Genomic DNA, 14,324 nt, shown 5'->3' on the forward strand with positions numbered 1-14,324 from the left:
GCGGGGCGGCATGCCCGCCCCGCGCCACGGCCGGGATGGTGGGGGAGGATCCGGCCCGACGACGAGCCGGTGGGGGGATGCCGGGTGGACGATGGGGTGGATCCGGTCGACGACGACGTGCCGAGCATGGCGCGCACGTTCGACTTCATGCTCGGGGGCTCGGAGAACACCCCGGTCGACCGCGAGTTCACCGAGGCGGCGCTGGACGTGTTCCCCGGCATGCCGGAGCTGTGCCGCGACCTGCGCACGTTCTCCCGGGCGGTGGTCGCCCACCTCGCCCGGCACGGCGTCGACCAGTTCCTCGAGCTCGGCTCCGGCCTCCCGACGGTTCGCCCGGTGCACGAGGTGGCCGCAGCGGCCGGGGCGCGCCCGCGGGTGGTCTACGTCGACGTGGAGGAGCGGACCGTCCGCCACGCCCGGCGCCTCGTCGAGGACGTCGACGGCGTGGCGGTGGTGCGCGGGGACGTCGGCGACGCGGCGGGCATCCTCGCCGACCCGGACGTCCGCGCGACGATCGATCTGACCCGGCCGGTGGCGGTGCTCGCGCTCGGCGTCCTGCACTACGTCGGGATGGACGTCGCCGAGCGGTCCGTCCACGCGATCCGCGACGCGACGACCCCGGGCAGCGCGCTCGCCCTCAGCGCCATGACCGACGCCGGCCGCCCCGACATCACCGACTGGGTGACCTATGCCCACCAGGGCCTCTCCTACCCGCCGGAGCTGCGGGAACCGGAGGTCATGACGCCGTGGCTGTCCGGCTGGGAGCTCGTGCCGCCGGGCTGGGTGTCGGCCCCGGACTGGACCGCGGACGGGACGGACGTCCCGGGGCCGGGACAGGCCCGGTCGGGTCACTGGGGCGTGCTGGCCACCCGGATCTGACGGGATCCGTCGGGTCGGACGCCGGTGCTCACGCGCGGACCACCCGGGCGTGCAGCACGGTCTCGGAGGGGATGAACGGTTCGAGGCGGTAGCCGGGCCACGGGCCGTCGAACAGCCGCTCGCCCGCCCCGATGAGGACCGGCGAGACGACCAGGTGCATCTCGTCCACGAGCCCGGCCCGCAGGAACTGCTGGACGGTCGACACGCCGCCACCGAGACGGACGTCCTGCCCGCCCGCCGCGCCCACCGCGAGCTCGAGGGTCTTCTCCGGGGAGGCGTCGACGAAGTGGAAGGTCGTGCCGCCCGCCATCTCCAGGTCCGGGCGCGGGTGGTGCGTCATGACGAAGACGTCGTGGTGGTACGGCGGGTTCGGGCCCCACCAGCCGGTCCAGGAGTGGTCCGGCCAGGGCCCGCGGACCGGCCCGAACATGTTGCGGCCCATGATCGTGGCACCGATGCCCTCGAAGCCCTCGCGCGCCTCGTCGTCGTCCGGGCCGGTGGTGCCGCCCTCCTCGCCGGTGAGCTCGTGGAAGTAGCGGGTGGCGAACATCCAGTCGTGCAGGCCGTCGCGGGCGTCGCCGCCGGTGGGGCCGTCCCCCATGGGGGCGTCGAGGCGCTGGTTCGGGCCCGCGGCGTAGCCGTCCAGGGAGAGCGTGAAGGCGTGGACACGGAGACGGGCCACGGTGGCCTCCTCGAAGTGGTAGCAACCTGCAACTGGTCCCGAACCGTAGAGCGCAGTGGTGGTAAAGTGCAAGCACTATGGACCGTGAACCGCGATCGGGCTGTCCGATCAACCAGGCCGTCGAGGCGTTCGGCGACCGCTGGAGCCTGCTGGTGCTGCGGGACATCGTCTTCGGCGGCCGCCGGCACTTCCGCGAGCTGCTCGCGGGCAACGAGGAGAGGATCGCCTCCAACATCCTGGCCGACCGGCTCAAGAGCCTCGTCGCGTCCGGCCTCCTGATCCGCGACGACGCCGGGCGCGGCCGGCGCGCCACCTACAGCCTCACCGAGGCGGCGATCCAGCTCGTGCCGGTGTTCGCGGCGCTGGGCTCGTGGGGGCTGCGGCACCGGGAGACCACCGAGCCCCTGCGGGTGCGCGCGGAGCTGCTCGAGGCGGGCGGTCCGGAGCTGTGGGCGGATTTCATGGACGAGCTGCGCACCCTGCACCTCGGGGCGCCCGCGCCCGCCGGCCCGTCGGCCACCGCACGCCTGGCGGCGGCCTACCAGGAGGCGCTGGGGCAGACTGCGGTCTCGTGATCGAGTCGCACTCCCACGGCGCCGTGACCGAACTGCGGATCGCCCGCCACGACCGGCGCAACGCCCTGAACACCGCCCACTGCCGCGACCTGCACGCCGCGCTCGACGACGCCGTCGCCGGCGGCACCCGCGTCGTCGTGCTCACCGGGGAGGGCTCCGCGTTCTGCTCCGGCGCCGACCTCGACACCGTCGGCGACGCCGGGTTCCTCGACGCGCTCTACGCGATGCTGCAGCGGGTCGTCGCGGTCCCGGTCCCGGTGATCGCCGCCGTCCAGGGCGCGGCCATCGGCGCGGGCACCCAGCTCGCCATCGCCGCCGACCTGCGGGTCGCCGCCGAGCGCGCGGTCTTCGGACTCCCGACGGCGGCGCTCGGGCTCGCCGTGGACCCGTGGACGGTCCGGCGCCTGGCGCTGCTCGCGGGAGGCGGCCCGGCGCGCCGGATGCTGCTGGCCTGCGAGCGCCTCGACCATGCCGAGGCCCTGGCCCACGGGCTGGTCGACCGGACCGGCTCGCCCGAGGACGCGCTGGCCTGGGCGGCCGAGATCGCCGCGCTGGCGCCGCTGACGCTCGCCTACAACAAGCTGGCCGCGAACCGTCTGCTCGAGGACCAGCGGGATCCGGAGACGCTCGACGCCGTCGGGGACGCCTTCGCCGCATGCTGGGCGAGCGAGGACCTCGTCGAGGGCCGCCGGGCCCGCGAGGAGAAGCGGGCCCCGAACTTCGTCGGGAAGTAGGGGCTCAGTCCTCGCCGGGCCAGTGGGCGAGGGTGTCCAGGTAGAGCTGCCGGACGCTCTCGACCCGCTCGTCGAGGTCCTCGGCGTCCCAGCCGGACACGTCGATGGGCGGCAGCACCGCCACCTGCACGACGCCCGGGTGGATGATCATCGCGTTGCGGCTCATCAGCTCGCCGGTGTTGCGGAACACCAGCGGGATCACCGGCACCCCGGCCTGCATCGCCAGGTGGAACGCGCCCTTCTTGAACGGGCCCGGGCTCGGCGTCGCCGACCGGGTGCCCTCCGGGGCGATGACCACCGAGACGCCCGACCGCAACCGCTCGACGGCGGGCTCGAGGGCCTTGCGGGCCTGCGCGTTGTCGGCCCGGTCGATGAACGCCGTCTCGAGCAGCCGCATCAGCGGGCCGAACAGCGGGTTGGTCGCCAGCTCCTTCTTCGCCACCGGCGCGAAGTTGCCGCGCAGCAGCCCGCCCAGGACGAGGACGTCGAGCTGGCTCTGGTGGTTGAACAGGAACACCGCGGGCTGGGAGTCCCAGATGTGGTGGGCGCCGTGCACGTCGAGCGAGACCCCCGAGGCCAGCAGCGAGAGGTCGCCGCCGAGCCCGATGCCCATGTTCAGCCCCGCGCGCCGCGACCCGCCGATCAGACCCAGCCCGAGGCCCGTCGCGAACCCGCCCATCATCCCGGCGTAGGTCCCCGCGGTGCGGGCCACCTCGACGGGGCCCGACCACGGCCGGCCGGCGAAGTCGACGACGGGCCAGCCGCGCTCCGCCGCCGCGCGGCGCAGGCCTCCAGACGGGTTGACCGCGGTGGGACGGCCGACGGTGGCGAGGAACGGGACGTCCTCGTTGCCGTTGGAGTAGGCGAAGCTGGTGTCGAGGTCGACCTGGTGCGCCGCGGCGAAGTCCTTGACGGCGGCCGCCTTGCCCTCGCCGTAGGGCGTGCGCCCGTCGGGGTGGCCGGTGAGCTTGCCGTCGGCGTCGACCTCGAGCGCGGTGTAGAGGGTGTGCTCGATCCCCAGCGCCTTCGCCGCCGGCCCGACCTGGAACCGGGTGGCGGACGAGGCCAGCACGACGGTGTGCCCGCGCTCGAGGTGCGCGCGCACCAGCCGCCAGGCCTCCGGGTAGACCGACGGCCCGATCTCGTCCCGGAAGAGCTGCTGCCCGAGCTGCTCGAGCTCCTCGGGCGTGCGGCCGGCCCAGGTGCGGCCGGTGATCTGGAGGAACTTGCGGAAGTCCTCCTCGGTCTCGAGCTTCTGGGTGCCCGCGGCGAGGGTCTTCAGCGTCGTGCTCAGGTGCACGTCGAAGTTGCGCAGGTGGTGGCGCATGAACGCCATCACCGAGTACCCGGCGATCACCGTGCCGTCGAAGTCGAAGAACGCGCCGACCTGTGGTCCCTCGGGACTGTTCCGGACGTCCTCGAGCAGCTGGGCAGCGGCGCCCCCGGCGATGGGGGCGTCAGGGTCGGACACCGGTGCTCTCCTGTCGGTTACGGGCGTCGGTCTCGTCGATCCGCACGACGCGGCCGACCACGGCGCGGATCTCGTCGGCGAAGGCACGGCGCCGGACGGCCAGCTCCGCGCGGGCGGCATCGACGTCGGCGGCGGACGCCGGGGTGGGAACCTCCACGAGTCCCCTGTTCCCCGCCAGACGCAGTGCCGATGCGAACAGTTCGCGGGACAACGCTTCCGGACCGTGCAAGCGGCCCTGGAGCAGCAGCTGCTGGCCCACCGCCGAGCAGTCGTCGAACAGCTCGGACTCCTCCACCGGGCGCGCCGTCTCCCAGGCCGCGAGCCGCTCCGCGAAGAGCCACTGCGCGTCCACGAACGAGCGCAGCACGCGGTGCGCGCACAGGAACGGGCTCGCGAGCAGGATCTCCTTGGTGCGGGTCACCGGGCGGTCGCGCTCGGTCCAGTCCGGGTCGATCAGCGACAGCTCGGTGGTGAGCTCGTTGCGGAAGGTCTCCTTGTCCGGGAAGAAGAACTCGTACTTGAGCAGGTCGCGCAGGGCGAGGGCGTGGGTGAAGCCCGCCGCCAGCGCCTCCCGGCCCTCCTCGGCGTCGTCGACCTCGAGCACCGAGAGCTCCACGATCGCCCGGTTGACGAAGTGGTGGATCGCCGAGTTCCGGTAGAAGGCGGCGACGATGTGGTGGCCCGGCTCGACCGAGAACACCGGCTCGGTGCCGTCGGTGTAGGCCGACACGACCTTCTCCTGGCGCAGCGCGAGCAGCGCCTCGGCGACGCCGCCGTTGGTGCGCAGCGACTCGACGCCGGTGTGGGGCAGCTTGCGGGCCTCGGCGTAGTCCAGGACCGGCTCGAGCACCCGGCGCACCTGGGAAAGGGTGAGCGCCCGGTCGCGGACGCCGAGCAGGGCCAGGGCGGCCAGCGCGATCGGCGTGACGGGCGTGACCCGGTTGATGCGCACGAAGACCTCGAAGGCGGTCTTCTGCAGGGCGAGCCGGCGGGCCGACGCGTCGGTGGAGTCGCCGTCGATGTCGTCCGGGGTGCGCTCCAGCGCGGGGTCGCCCGCGGTGGAGAGCGCCTGGCGCAGGGACAGCGGCTCCCCGAAGCTCACGTGCAGGGCACCGACCGGCCGGCGCTGCGCGCGGGCGTACCCGGCCAACCAGCGCAGGCCCTCCGGCGTCTTCGCCGTGCCGGTCTGCTCGGCGGCCATCTGGTGCACTTCCTGGAGCTGGTCGTGCATGATCGACACGGGCACCAGGTAGACGTCGGAGGTGCGGCGGGTCTCCACCGCGTGCGCGACGTCGGAGAGCAGCCCGTACTTCGCGGGCCGCAGCTTGCCGGTCCGCGACCGGCCGCCCTCCATGTACCACTCGAGGTTGAACCGCTTGGCTGCCAGCCACGAGAAGTACTCACGGACCACGGCCTTGTAGACGGCGTCCTTGCCGAAGCTGCGGCGGATGAAGATGATCCCGCTGCGCCGGGCCAGGGCCTCCAGACCCCAGATGCGCAGGTTGTTGCCGCCGAGCACGTGGTTGCGGGGGAAGTCGTTCTCGCGCAGCACCTCGGCCAGCACGAACGGGTCGGTGTAGGAGCGGTGCGAGGGCAGGAAGACCAGGGCGTGCTCGGCGTTGAGCTCGCGCAGCGGCTCCAGGCCGCTGGTGTCGGCGTGGACCTCCCACGCGCGCTCGTGCATCGGGCGCAGGACCCCGGAGAACATGTCGACCGCGGTCGGGTCCATCGCCGCGACGAGGCTCTGCAGATCCTTCTCCGCCTCGGCCGCCACGTCGGACTCCGAGCGGCCGGTCTCCTCGGCCAGGCGCCGGACCTCGCGGGCGAAGTGCGCGCCGCCGACGATCTGGTCGCTGACCTCGCGCGGCACCTTCGAGCGGTTGCCGAGCACGCTGCGTTCCGCGCGGTCGAGCGCGAGCTTGGCCTGCTGGGCGACGAAGCGGACGAAGTCCTCGGTGTTGGTGCCCATCCGCTCGCGACGGTGCCGGACGAGCAGTTCCCGCGCGGTCGCGGGACGGCCGACGACGATGCGGTGGCGGATCTCGCGGCCGTCGCGGCGCGGCTGGGCGCGGGCGGCCCGCGCCCGGTCCCGCAGCTTCGACCGCCGGGTGACCGCGTCGAGCAGGCGCAGCAGCGTCTTCTCCGGCGCCGGGCCGGCCGGTTCCCAGACCAGCCGCACCGGGACCAGCAGGGCGTTGTCGCCGCGGGTCAGCCGGCTCGCGAGCTGCTCGCTCTCGACGGGCACCGTCTCGACCCGGCGCCCGTTCGCCGAGGACATCCCGGCGAGCCACCGGTCGATGAGCCGGCGCTCGAGCACGCTCGGGGCGTCGACGAGGACGACGAGGGGCCGGTCGCCGGAGTCGGGCAGGTGTGCGCCGTGCGGGGGCAGCGCCGTCGGCTGCTCCGGGAGCCCCACCGGGCCTGACGCTCGCGGCGTGCCCCCCGGGCCGGGCGCGCCCGGCGGCTCCGAGGGGGACGCGGCGGGGACGGACGGGGACTCCACGGTGCACCTCCCGCGTCGTGAGCCCGCGTGGCCCGGAGATGACCGCGACGCGGGTGAGGGTCACCCTACCCGGCGGTCATCGTGGCACGTGGTGATCGCGACGGTGGTGATCGTGACGCCCGCGCGTCGGTCCGTCCATGCGCGGGTACGCATCCGACGGTGCCGGAACCGGCGCCGTTCGCGAGAGGTGGAGTGACGACGTGCGTGCAGTACAGGTGCCGAAGGCCGGAGCGGACTTCGAGCTGGTCGAGCGGGACCTCCCCGTGCCCGGCGAGGGCGAGGTGCGGGTGACGGTGCAGGCCTGCGGGGTCTGTCACTCGGACATGTTCGCCAAGGAGGGCGTGATGGGGGACGCGACGCCGTTCCCGATCATCCCCGGCCACGAGGTCGTCGGCCTCGTGGACGCGGTCGGCCCGGGTGTCACCGCGGAGTTCTCGCCCGGTGACCGCGTGGGCGTCGGCTGGTTCGGCGGCGCCTGCTACCACTGCGAGTCCTGCCGCCGGGGCGACTTCATCACCTGCGCGAACGGGCGCATCCCCGGCGTGACGTTCGACGGCGGGTACGCCGACGCCCTCGTCGTGCCCGCCGACGCGCTGGCGCGGATCCCGGCCGAGCTGTCCGCGGAGGACGCGGCGCCGCTGCTCTGCGCCGGCGTGACGACCTTCCACGCGCTGCGCTCCAGCCCGGCCCGCCCCGGGGACCGGGTGGCCGTGCTCGGCGTCGGCGGCCTGGGCCACCTGGCGATCCAGTTCGCCGCGCGCATGGGCTGCGAGGTCGTGGCGATCTCCCGCGGCACCGACAAGGCCGACCTGGCCAAGCAGCTCGGCGCCCACCACCACATCGACTCGCAGGCGACCGACCCGGGCGCGGCGCTGGCCGAGCTGGGCGGGGCCACGACGATCCTCGCGACCGCCACGAACGGCGAGGCGATCTCCGCGCTCGTCCCGGGGCTCGCGCCGCGCGGCCAGCTCGTCGTCCTCGGCGCCGCGGAGACCCCGCTGACGCTGGACGCGATGTCGCTGATCGGGCCCGCGACCGACGTGGCGGGCCACCCCTCGGGCACGTCGAAGGACTCAGAGGACACCCTGAACTTCTCCCGGATCACCGGCGTGCGCCCGATGATCGAGACGATGCCGTTGGAGAAGGCGGCCGAGGCCTACGACAAGATGATGGCCAACGACGCCCGCTTCCGGATGGTCCTCACCACCGGGAACTGAGGGCCCGGCTCACCGGAAGCCCTGCAGCGTCCTCGTGAACGCCCACCGGGACTGGTCGATGCCGCTGCAGTCGTCGGCCTCGGTCGCGGTGCCGGGACAGCCGCCGTTGTCCCGGGCCAACGACCACGCTCCGACGTAGCCGTAGCCGGCCGCCCGGGCGCCCTCGACGAGCGCCCGGGCGTCGGCCAGGGTCGTCGTCGCGTCGGTGTCGTTGCGGCCCAGCATCAACGTCACCCCGACCCGCGCGGCGACGTCGGCCGGGTCGCTGCCCGGCCACATCCCCTCGAGGGTGCGGGTCGAGGCGGCCGCCGCGTCGAGCATCGCCCGGGACCACGACCCGCTCGCCGCGAAGTTCATGACCATGAGGTTGACCCGCACCGCGACCCCGCGGTCGGACACCGCCCGGACGAGATCCTCGGCGGTGGCGGTCATCCCGGTCGCGGCGTCCTCGACCTGCACGGTCAGCGTGATCCGGGCGCCGCGTTCGGACTGGAGCAGCGCCAGCGCGTCGGCGATGCGCGCGACCGAGACCGCCCGCCCGGTGTCGGTCTCCACGTCGACGTCGAGGTGATCGGTGCCCACCGCGTCGAGGGCCTTGCCGTACGCGGTGGCGAGCGAGCGCGCGTCGGGGCAGCGGGTCTCCAGGTAGGTCCCGACGGCGCCGCCGGAGGAGACCGTCGTCGTGCCGCCGCGGGCCTTGAGCGCCGCGACCGAGCGCTGCACCGCGGGGTCGGTGATCGGCGTCGTGCCGCCCCAGGTCGGCGTGCACGAGGCCCCCGCGAGGACGAACGCCAGCACGACGTCGTTCTGTCCGGAGGCGGCCGCGAGCGCGCCCAGGTCGGGCAGCGGCGGGGTGGTCAGGTCGACGTACGGCGCGACGCGGACCGTGGGCAGCGGGCCGGCGGGCGCCTTGGTGCCCTCCCGGACGGGGGCGGCGGTCGTCGTGGTCGTCGCCGGGCTCCTCGCCCCGGCGGCCGCGACGGGGGTGGACTCGGCGGCCGGCGCCGGATCCGCCGTGCGCACCGGCGAGGGCACGACCGAGCAGGCGACGAGCACCATCGTCAGGAGGACCCCGCCGAGGGCCGCGCGGAGGGCGAGGCGCACTAGCGGACGCTCACGTGGTGAGGGGCTTGGCCTGCGCCGCGCCGTTCTGCTGCGCGGGCGCCGGCTGCTGGGGCTCGGTGTTCTGGCCGGCCCCGGTCTTCGGCGTGGTGTTCGTGGCGGGTGGCGTCACCGGGGCCGCGGGCGCCACCGGTACCGGCGCGGCGGGAGCCGGTGCGACGACGGGCGCGGGCGCCTGCGGGGCGACGACCTTCGGCGCGACCTTCTTCGGCGTGACCTTGGCGGTCGTCCGCTTCTTGGCGGTGGTCGTCGGCTTCGCGGGCGTCGTCGTGACCGCGGAGGGCCGTGCGACGACCGGCGTCGGCACGATCGCGGGGGTCGCCGGCAGGGAGGGGGCGAGCGAGGCGCCGGACGCGACGGGGACGGCTCCGCCGGCCGGTCCGGTCGACCCGGCGACGGCGCCGGTGACGACGACCCCGACGTAGCCCGCGGCGAGCGCGGCGGCGGCGACGGCGATCCCCTTGAACCGGCGGGCCCGGCGGCCGCTGCCGTCGACGAACACCGGGCCGGCGCCGCGCCGCGCACCGGGCGAGCTGGGGATGAGCGTGGTCGTCGCCCGGGCGGCGATGTCGTCCGGGGCGCTGCGCCGGGCCGCGTCGGGGTCGAGCGCCTCGGTGAGGGCCGGCGTCGAGCCGGTGGGGGCGCCGGCGGCGGGCGGCATCGGGGCGGCCCAGGCGTGCGGCGGCGAGGCGGGGGAGGGGCCGGCCTGGGTGGGGACGACGGGCATCGGCGCCGACGGCGTCGGCCGTGCCGGCGTCGGCCCCGCCGGAGCGGTGAGGTCGGCGGGCCCGGGGGCGATGCGGGGGAGCCCGGTCGGGGTGCCGGTCCGGGGCGCCGGGATCGCGGGCGCGCTGCCGGTGCGCGGTGCCGGGATCGCCGGAGCGGTGCCGTACGTCCAGGCGGACGTGGCGATGCGTGACTGCGGAGCGGTGTACGTCGTCCGAACGGCCGAGTCGAGCGCCGTGTAGCGCGGCGCGACTCCGTCTGGTGTCCGGTGGTTCGCCATCTCGTCCCCGTCGTCCGGTTCGCGGTGCGTGCGCTCGGGTCGAGCGTCACCCGTACGAGCTATCGCCGGGGCGGCAGTGACCGTTACCGATCGGAGATGTCTTGCCGAGGGTGTGGGAGAGACGACGCTGTGCTGTCGGCGCCGGCACACGTTCTCGAACACGCCTGAGGCCCCGGCCGCGTCACCTCGAGAGGCACGTGACGCAGGCCGTGTGGCCGGTCGGGATGCGCGGTGTGCCCCTCGCGCCGCCGGCGAGGTCCGGACACGACGAAGGCCCCGGTCCGATCGGACCGGGGCCTCCATGGTCGGGGTGGCGGGATTCGAACCCACGGCCTCCTCGTCCCGAACGAGGCGCGCTACCAAGCTGCGCCACACCCCGAGCACTCGAGCGACGTAGCGACGTCGTTTGCTCTGGGGATCAGCCTACCTGGCGCTCCCCGCGGGACGGGACGGGGGCCGGGTGCTCGCGGGCGCGCCCGCCGCGGCCGTGGCGTCGGGCCCGGTCACCTCGCGGGGCACCAGTTCGAGCAGGCTGGCCTCGGGGCGGCAGCCGAACCGGACCGGGGCGTACGGCGACGTCCCGAGCCCTGCCGAGACGTGCAGCCGCATGTGGGCGCCCCACCGGGACGCGCCGCGCGCCCGCGACCGGTCGACGCCGCAGTTGGTGACGATCGCGCCGTAGCCGGGCAGGCGCAGCTGCCCGCCGTGGGTGTGGCCGGCGAGCACGAGGTCGTAGCCGTCGGCCGCGAAGCCGTCCAGCACGCGGGGCTCGGGGGAGTGCGTCAGGCCCAGGCGCAGCGTCGGGCCCCCGTCGGTCGCCGGGCCGTCGTCGTCGGGGTCCGCCGGCCCGGCGATCCGGTCGTAGTCGTCGTGGCCGATGTGCGGGTCGTCCACGCCCGCCACCGCGATCCGCTGCCCGGCGACGGTGAGCTCGAGCCGGGTGTGTGTCGCGTCGTGCCACCCGTGCTCGATGAAGGCCGCGCGCAGGTCCCGCCACGGGAGGTCCGGGCCCAGGATGCGGTGCTGCGGCCGGAACAGGTAGTTCGCGGGGTTCTTGGGCCTCGGCCCGTGGTAGTCGTTGCTGCCGAAGACGAACACACCGGGACGGTCGAGCAGCCGTCCGAGCGCCCGCAGCACCACCGGCACGGCGCGCCGGTGCGAGAGGTTGTCCCCGGTGTTGACGACGAGGTCGGGCTCCAGCTCGGCCAGACCCGCCACGAAGCGCTCCTCGGTGCGCTGCCCGGGCCGCAGATGCAGGTCCGAGACGTGCAGCACCCGCAGCGGCCGGGAGCCGGGCGAGAGGACCGGCAACGTCGCGTGGCGCAGCGTGAACCAGTGCCGTTCGACGACGGAGGCGTAGCCCAGCCCGAGCGCGCCGGCGGCGGCGCCCGCGGCGGCCGTCCGGATCAGGCCCCGGGTGAGCCCGTGGGTCGTGCCGTCCGTCGCCGGCTGGTCGGCCACCGCGTTCCTCCTCTGGCGTGGTCGGCCCCGCCGGGTGCCCGGGCCCTCCCCGTCGGTCCTACGGCGGCGGAGGAGGTGCGCCCACGGTGCCGCTGGCGACCTGGAGCGTGACGACCTGGTCGGGCAGCGCGGACCCACGCGGGGACTGCCCGACCACGGTACCGGCGGCGGCACGGTTGTTCACCGTGGTCCGGGTGACCGCGAAGCCCGCGTCCTCGAGGCGGGACTGCGCGTCGTCGGCCTGCCGTCCGACCACGTCGGGGATCTGCTCGTTCGTCCCGCCGGAGACGTAGCGCGGGTCGGTCGCCGGCAGCGGCTGGGCCGGGGCGGCGGCGAGCAGCGGCGTCATCGTCTTGTACCAGGTCCGGGCGGGCGTCTTGCCGCCGAAGATGTTCCCGTCGCCGCAGGGGTAGGGCGGCGAGTCCCCGCCGCCGTCGCACAGCGGACGGGGCGACGACGAGTCGTCGAAGGTGATCACCGCGCCCGCGATCCCCGGGGTGAACCCGAGGAAGGCGGCGGACTTGTTCTGCTGGGTGGTCCCGGTCTTGCCCGACATCGGCCGGCTCCAGCCGTTCTCCCCGGCGGCGCCGGAGGACGTGCCGCCGGCCTGGTCGTCCTTGGACAGGCCCGTCATCAGGGTGTCGGCGAGCGTCGGCGGGACGACCTGTTCGCAGGGCTGCTCGGCGACGGGGACCGGGTTTCCGGAGGCGTCGGTGATGCCGAGGACCGGGGTCGGCGGGCACCACTTCCCGTGCGAGCCGAGCGTGGCGCCGACGTTCGAGAGCTCGAGCACGCTGGTCGGGGTCACGCCGAGGGTGAAGGAGCCCTGGTTCTGCTCCTTGGCGACCTCGGCGATCGACTTCCCGCCCGCGCCCTGGGGCTCGGCCAGCGAGCGCATGCCGAGCTTCACCGCCATGTCGACCACGGGCGCCACCCCGGTGTACTCCATGAGCTTGACGAACCCGGTGTTCGGGGACTGGGCCAGCGCGTCGGTCATCGAGAGCACCGGTGCGTAGGAGCCGGCGTTGCGCACCGGGAACGGGTTGCCCTGGCCGTCGCGGTAGATCGGGGACGCGTAGCCGTCGGCGGGGATCTGCATCTGGTAGTCGATGCCCAGGCCCTTGTCGAGCGCCGTCGCGGCGGTGAAGACCTTGTAGACCGAGCCCGCGCCGAGGTTCACCGGCTCCCACGGCAGCCCGTAGCTCGTCTCCAGCGCCGACCCGTCGACGCCGAACACCCGGTTCGACCCCATGGCGAGGACCTCGTGGCGGTCCGCGCCGGGGGAGACGGCGGCCATCACGTCGGCGACGTTGCGCTGCCGCGCGGGGACCTCGCCCCGCAGCGCGGCGGACATCGCGGTGAGCGTGTTCCGGTCCAGCGTCGTCCGGATCGTGTAGCCGGCCCGGTTGAGCTGCTCGGCCGAGATCCCGGCCTGCCCGAGGTACTCCACGACGTACTTGCAGAAGAACGCCCCGTCGCCCGCGCCGATGCAGCCGTTCGCGGGGGTGGCGAGCGGGCTGACGACCCCGAGCGGGCTCGTCGCCGCCTCCTGGGCCTGCGCCTGGGTGATCATCCCCTGCACGGCCATCTGGTTGATGACCTCGTTGCGACGACCGGTCGCGGCCTGCGGGTGCGCGACCGGGTCGAACGCCGCCGTGGACTGCACCATCCCGGCGAGCAGCGCGGCCTGCGGGATCGTCAGGCGGTCGGGCGTGGTGTTGAAGTACGTGCGGGCCGCGGCGCCGATCCCGTAGGAGTTGTTCCCCAGGAACACGATGTTGAGGTAGCGCTGGAGGACCTCCTCCTTCGCGTCCTTCTTCGTGCGCCCGTCCGCGAGCTGGCGCTCCAGCTGCAGGGCGACGCGGACCTCGCGCAGCTTGCGGGCGTAGGTCGCCTCGGTCGCCTTGAGCCGCTCGGACTGGCTCCGCGCGGTGACGTAGAGCTGGTAGTTCTTGATGTACTGCTGGGTGAGGGTGGACGCGCCCTGCTGGGTGGACCCGGCGCTCTGGTTCGTCACGAGCGCGCGCAGCGTCCCCGTCCAGTCCACGCCGTCGTGCTCGTAGAACCGGCGGTCCTCGATCGCGACGATCGCCGCCTTCATCGTCGGCGCGATGCTCTCGAGCGGGGTCGGCTGGCGGTTCTGGTCGTAGAGGTAGGCCAGCGGCGCGCCCTGCCGGTCGGTGACCGTCGTGACGAGGGGCAGCTGGCCCGCCGCGAGGTCGGTGGACGTGGCGCTCACCGTGTCGCTCGCGTCGTTGCTGACCAGGCCGACGCCCCCGACCAGCGGGAACGTCACCCCGGCCAGGATCAGGCCCGCGACGAGGCAGAGCCCGAGCAGGCGCGCCACCGGACCGGCCCGCAGGCCGCGTCGGCGTCCCTCGGGAGCCTCGCCGGTGTCCGCCGCGTCGTCCCGATCCGTTCCTCCGGTCATCGGCGTCCAGGTTACTGGCAGGACGTGTGCTTCGTGCTCGTGTCATGCCCTACGGGCGGGTAGGGCGATGTGTCGGGGATGCCGGTCACGGATCTTCCGATGACGGATCCGTTTCGGGTCTTTCTCGGTGGAACCGTCCGCTCCTAAGCTGCGTCGAACCCTGTGAACGGGCGAGACGCGCGGCCGAGGAAGGCCGGGCGTCCGGGAGACGCGTGCCGGCGGGGCGGGCGCGGACCCCGGGAG

The 14,324-nt window shown here is 74.4% G+C and carries 12 protein-coding genes and 1 tRNA gene; 5 read left to right on the forward strand and 8 right to left on the reverse strand.

Features of this window, described 5'->3' with window-relative positions; all coding sequences use genetic code 11:
* Positions 1-84: 84 nt before the first annotated feature.
* Positions 85-879, forward strand: a complete 795-nt coding sequence (locus tag LQ327_RS08640; RefSeq protein WP_230731616.1) for an SAM-dependent methyltransferase — start codon at positions 85-87, stop codon at positions 877-879.
* Positions 880-907: 28 nt separating this feature from the next.
* On the opposite strand, the gene LQ327_RS08645 is transcribed toward LQ327_RS08640, so the two are convergent.
* Positions 908-1,561, reverse strand: coding sequence for a dihydrofolate reductase family protein (locus tag LQ327_RS08645; protein ID WP_230731618.1), 654 nt, complete (start codon positions 1,559-1,561; stop codon positions 908-910).
* Between the two features lie 77 nt (positions 1,562-1,638).
* Here LQ327_RS08645 and LQ327_RS08650 point away from each other — a divergent pair, with 77 nt between their 5' ends.
* Positions 1,639-2,136 (forward strand): winged helix-turn-helix transcriptional regulator, encoded by a 498-nt coding sequence (locus LQ327_RS08650; protein WP_230731623.1) that lies wholly within the window; start codon positions 1,639-1,641, stop codon positions 2,134-2,136.
* A complete protein-coding gene (locus tag LQ327_RS08655; protein WP_230731624.1) occupies positions 2,133-2,870 on the forward strand; it encodes an enoyl-CoA hydratase in 738 nt (245 codons plus the stop codon). The genes LQ327_RS08650 and LQ327_RS08655 overlap by 4 nt, the downstream gene beginning before the upstream one ends.
* A 4-nt stretch (positions 2,871-2,874) precedes the next feature.
* On the opposite strand, the gene LQ327_RS08660 is transcribed toward LQ327_RS08655, so the two are convergent.
* Together LQ327_RS08660 and LQ327_RS08665 are read right to left on the reverse strand one after the other, a co-directional pair.
* Positions 2,875-4,341 carry an HAD-IB family hydrolase gene (locus LQ327_RS08660; protein WP_230731626.1) on the reverse strand — a complete coding sequence of 489 codons (1,467 nt, stop codon included), beginning with the start codon at positions 4,339-4,341 and terminating at the stop codon, positions 2,875-2,877.
* Entirely contained in the window at positions 4,328-6,757 is a 2,430-nt protein-coding gene (locus LQ327_RS08665) for a glycerol-3-phosphate 1-O-acyltransferase (protein ID WP_230731629.1), read from the reverse strand. Before LQ327_RS08665 ends, LQ327_RS08660 begins: the two co-directional genes overlap by 14 nt.
* A 287-nt stretch (positions 6,758-7,044) precedes the next feature.
* Here LQ327_RS08665 and LQ327_RS08670 point away from each other — a divergent pair, with 287 nt between their 5' ends.
* Entirely contained in the window at positions 7,045-8,061 is a 1,017-nt protein-coding gene (locus LQ327_RS08670; protein ID WP_230731631.1) for an alcohol dehydrogenase, read from the forward strand.
* 9 nt (positions 8,062-8,070) lie between these two features.
* Here the strand turns inward: LQ327_RS08670 and LQ327_RS08675 are convergent, their stop codons facing one another.
* On the reverse strand, positions 8,071-9,165 hold the full coding sequence (locus tag LQ327_RS08675; RefSeq protein ID WP_230731633.1) for a glycoside hydrolase family 18 protein: 1,095 nt from the start codon (positions 9,163-9,165) through the stop codon (positions 8,071-8,073).
* 10 nt (positions 9,166-9,175) lie between these two features.
* Positions 9,176-9,910: a hypothetical protein gene (locus LQ327_RS08680; RefSeq protein ID WP_230731635.1), complete on the reverse strand. Its 735-nt coding sequence runs from the start codon at positions 9,908-9,910 to the stop codon at positions 9,176-9,178.
* Here LQ327_RS08680 and LQ327_RS08685 point away from each other — a divergent pair.
* On the forward strand, positions 9,894-10,151 hold the full coding sequence (locus tag LQ327_RS08685) for a hypothetical protein (RefSeq protein ID WP_230731637.1): 258 nt from the start codon (positions 9,894-9,896) through the stop codon (positions 10,149-10,151). The genes LQ327_RS08680 and LQ327_RS08685 overlap by 17 nt on opposite strands.
* A 340-nt stretch (positions 10,152-10,491) precedes the next feature.
* Here LQ327_RS08685 and LQ327_RS08690 read toward each other — a convergent pair.
* The 3 genes from LQ327_RS08690 to LQ327_RS08700 form a co-directional block, all read right to left on the reverse strand.
* Positions 10,492-10,568: transfer RNA gene (locus tag LQ327_RS08690), tRNA-Pro, on the reverse strand.
* A gap of 44 nt (positions 10,569-10,612) precedes the next feature.
* Positions 10,613-11,599 (reverse strand): metallophosphoesterase, encoded by a 987-nt coding sequence (locus LQ327_RS08695; protein ID WP_230733197.1) that lies wholly within the window; start codon positions 11,597-11,599, stop codon positions 10,613-10,615.
* Between the two features lie 109 nt (positions 11,600-11,708).
* A complete protein-coding gene (locus LQ327_RS08700; protein ID WP_230731638.1) occupies positions 11,709-14,081 on the reverse strand; it encodes a penicillin-binding protein in 2,373 nt (790 codons plus the stop codon).
* Positions 14,082-14,324: the final 243 nt, after the last annotated feature.

This window comes from Actinomycetospora endophytica (assembly GCF_021026375.1).
GTDB classification, from domain to species: domain Bacteria; phylum Actinomycetota; class Actinomycetes; order Mycobacteriales; family Pseudonocardiaceae; genus Actinomycetospora; species Actinomycetospora endophytica.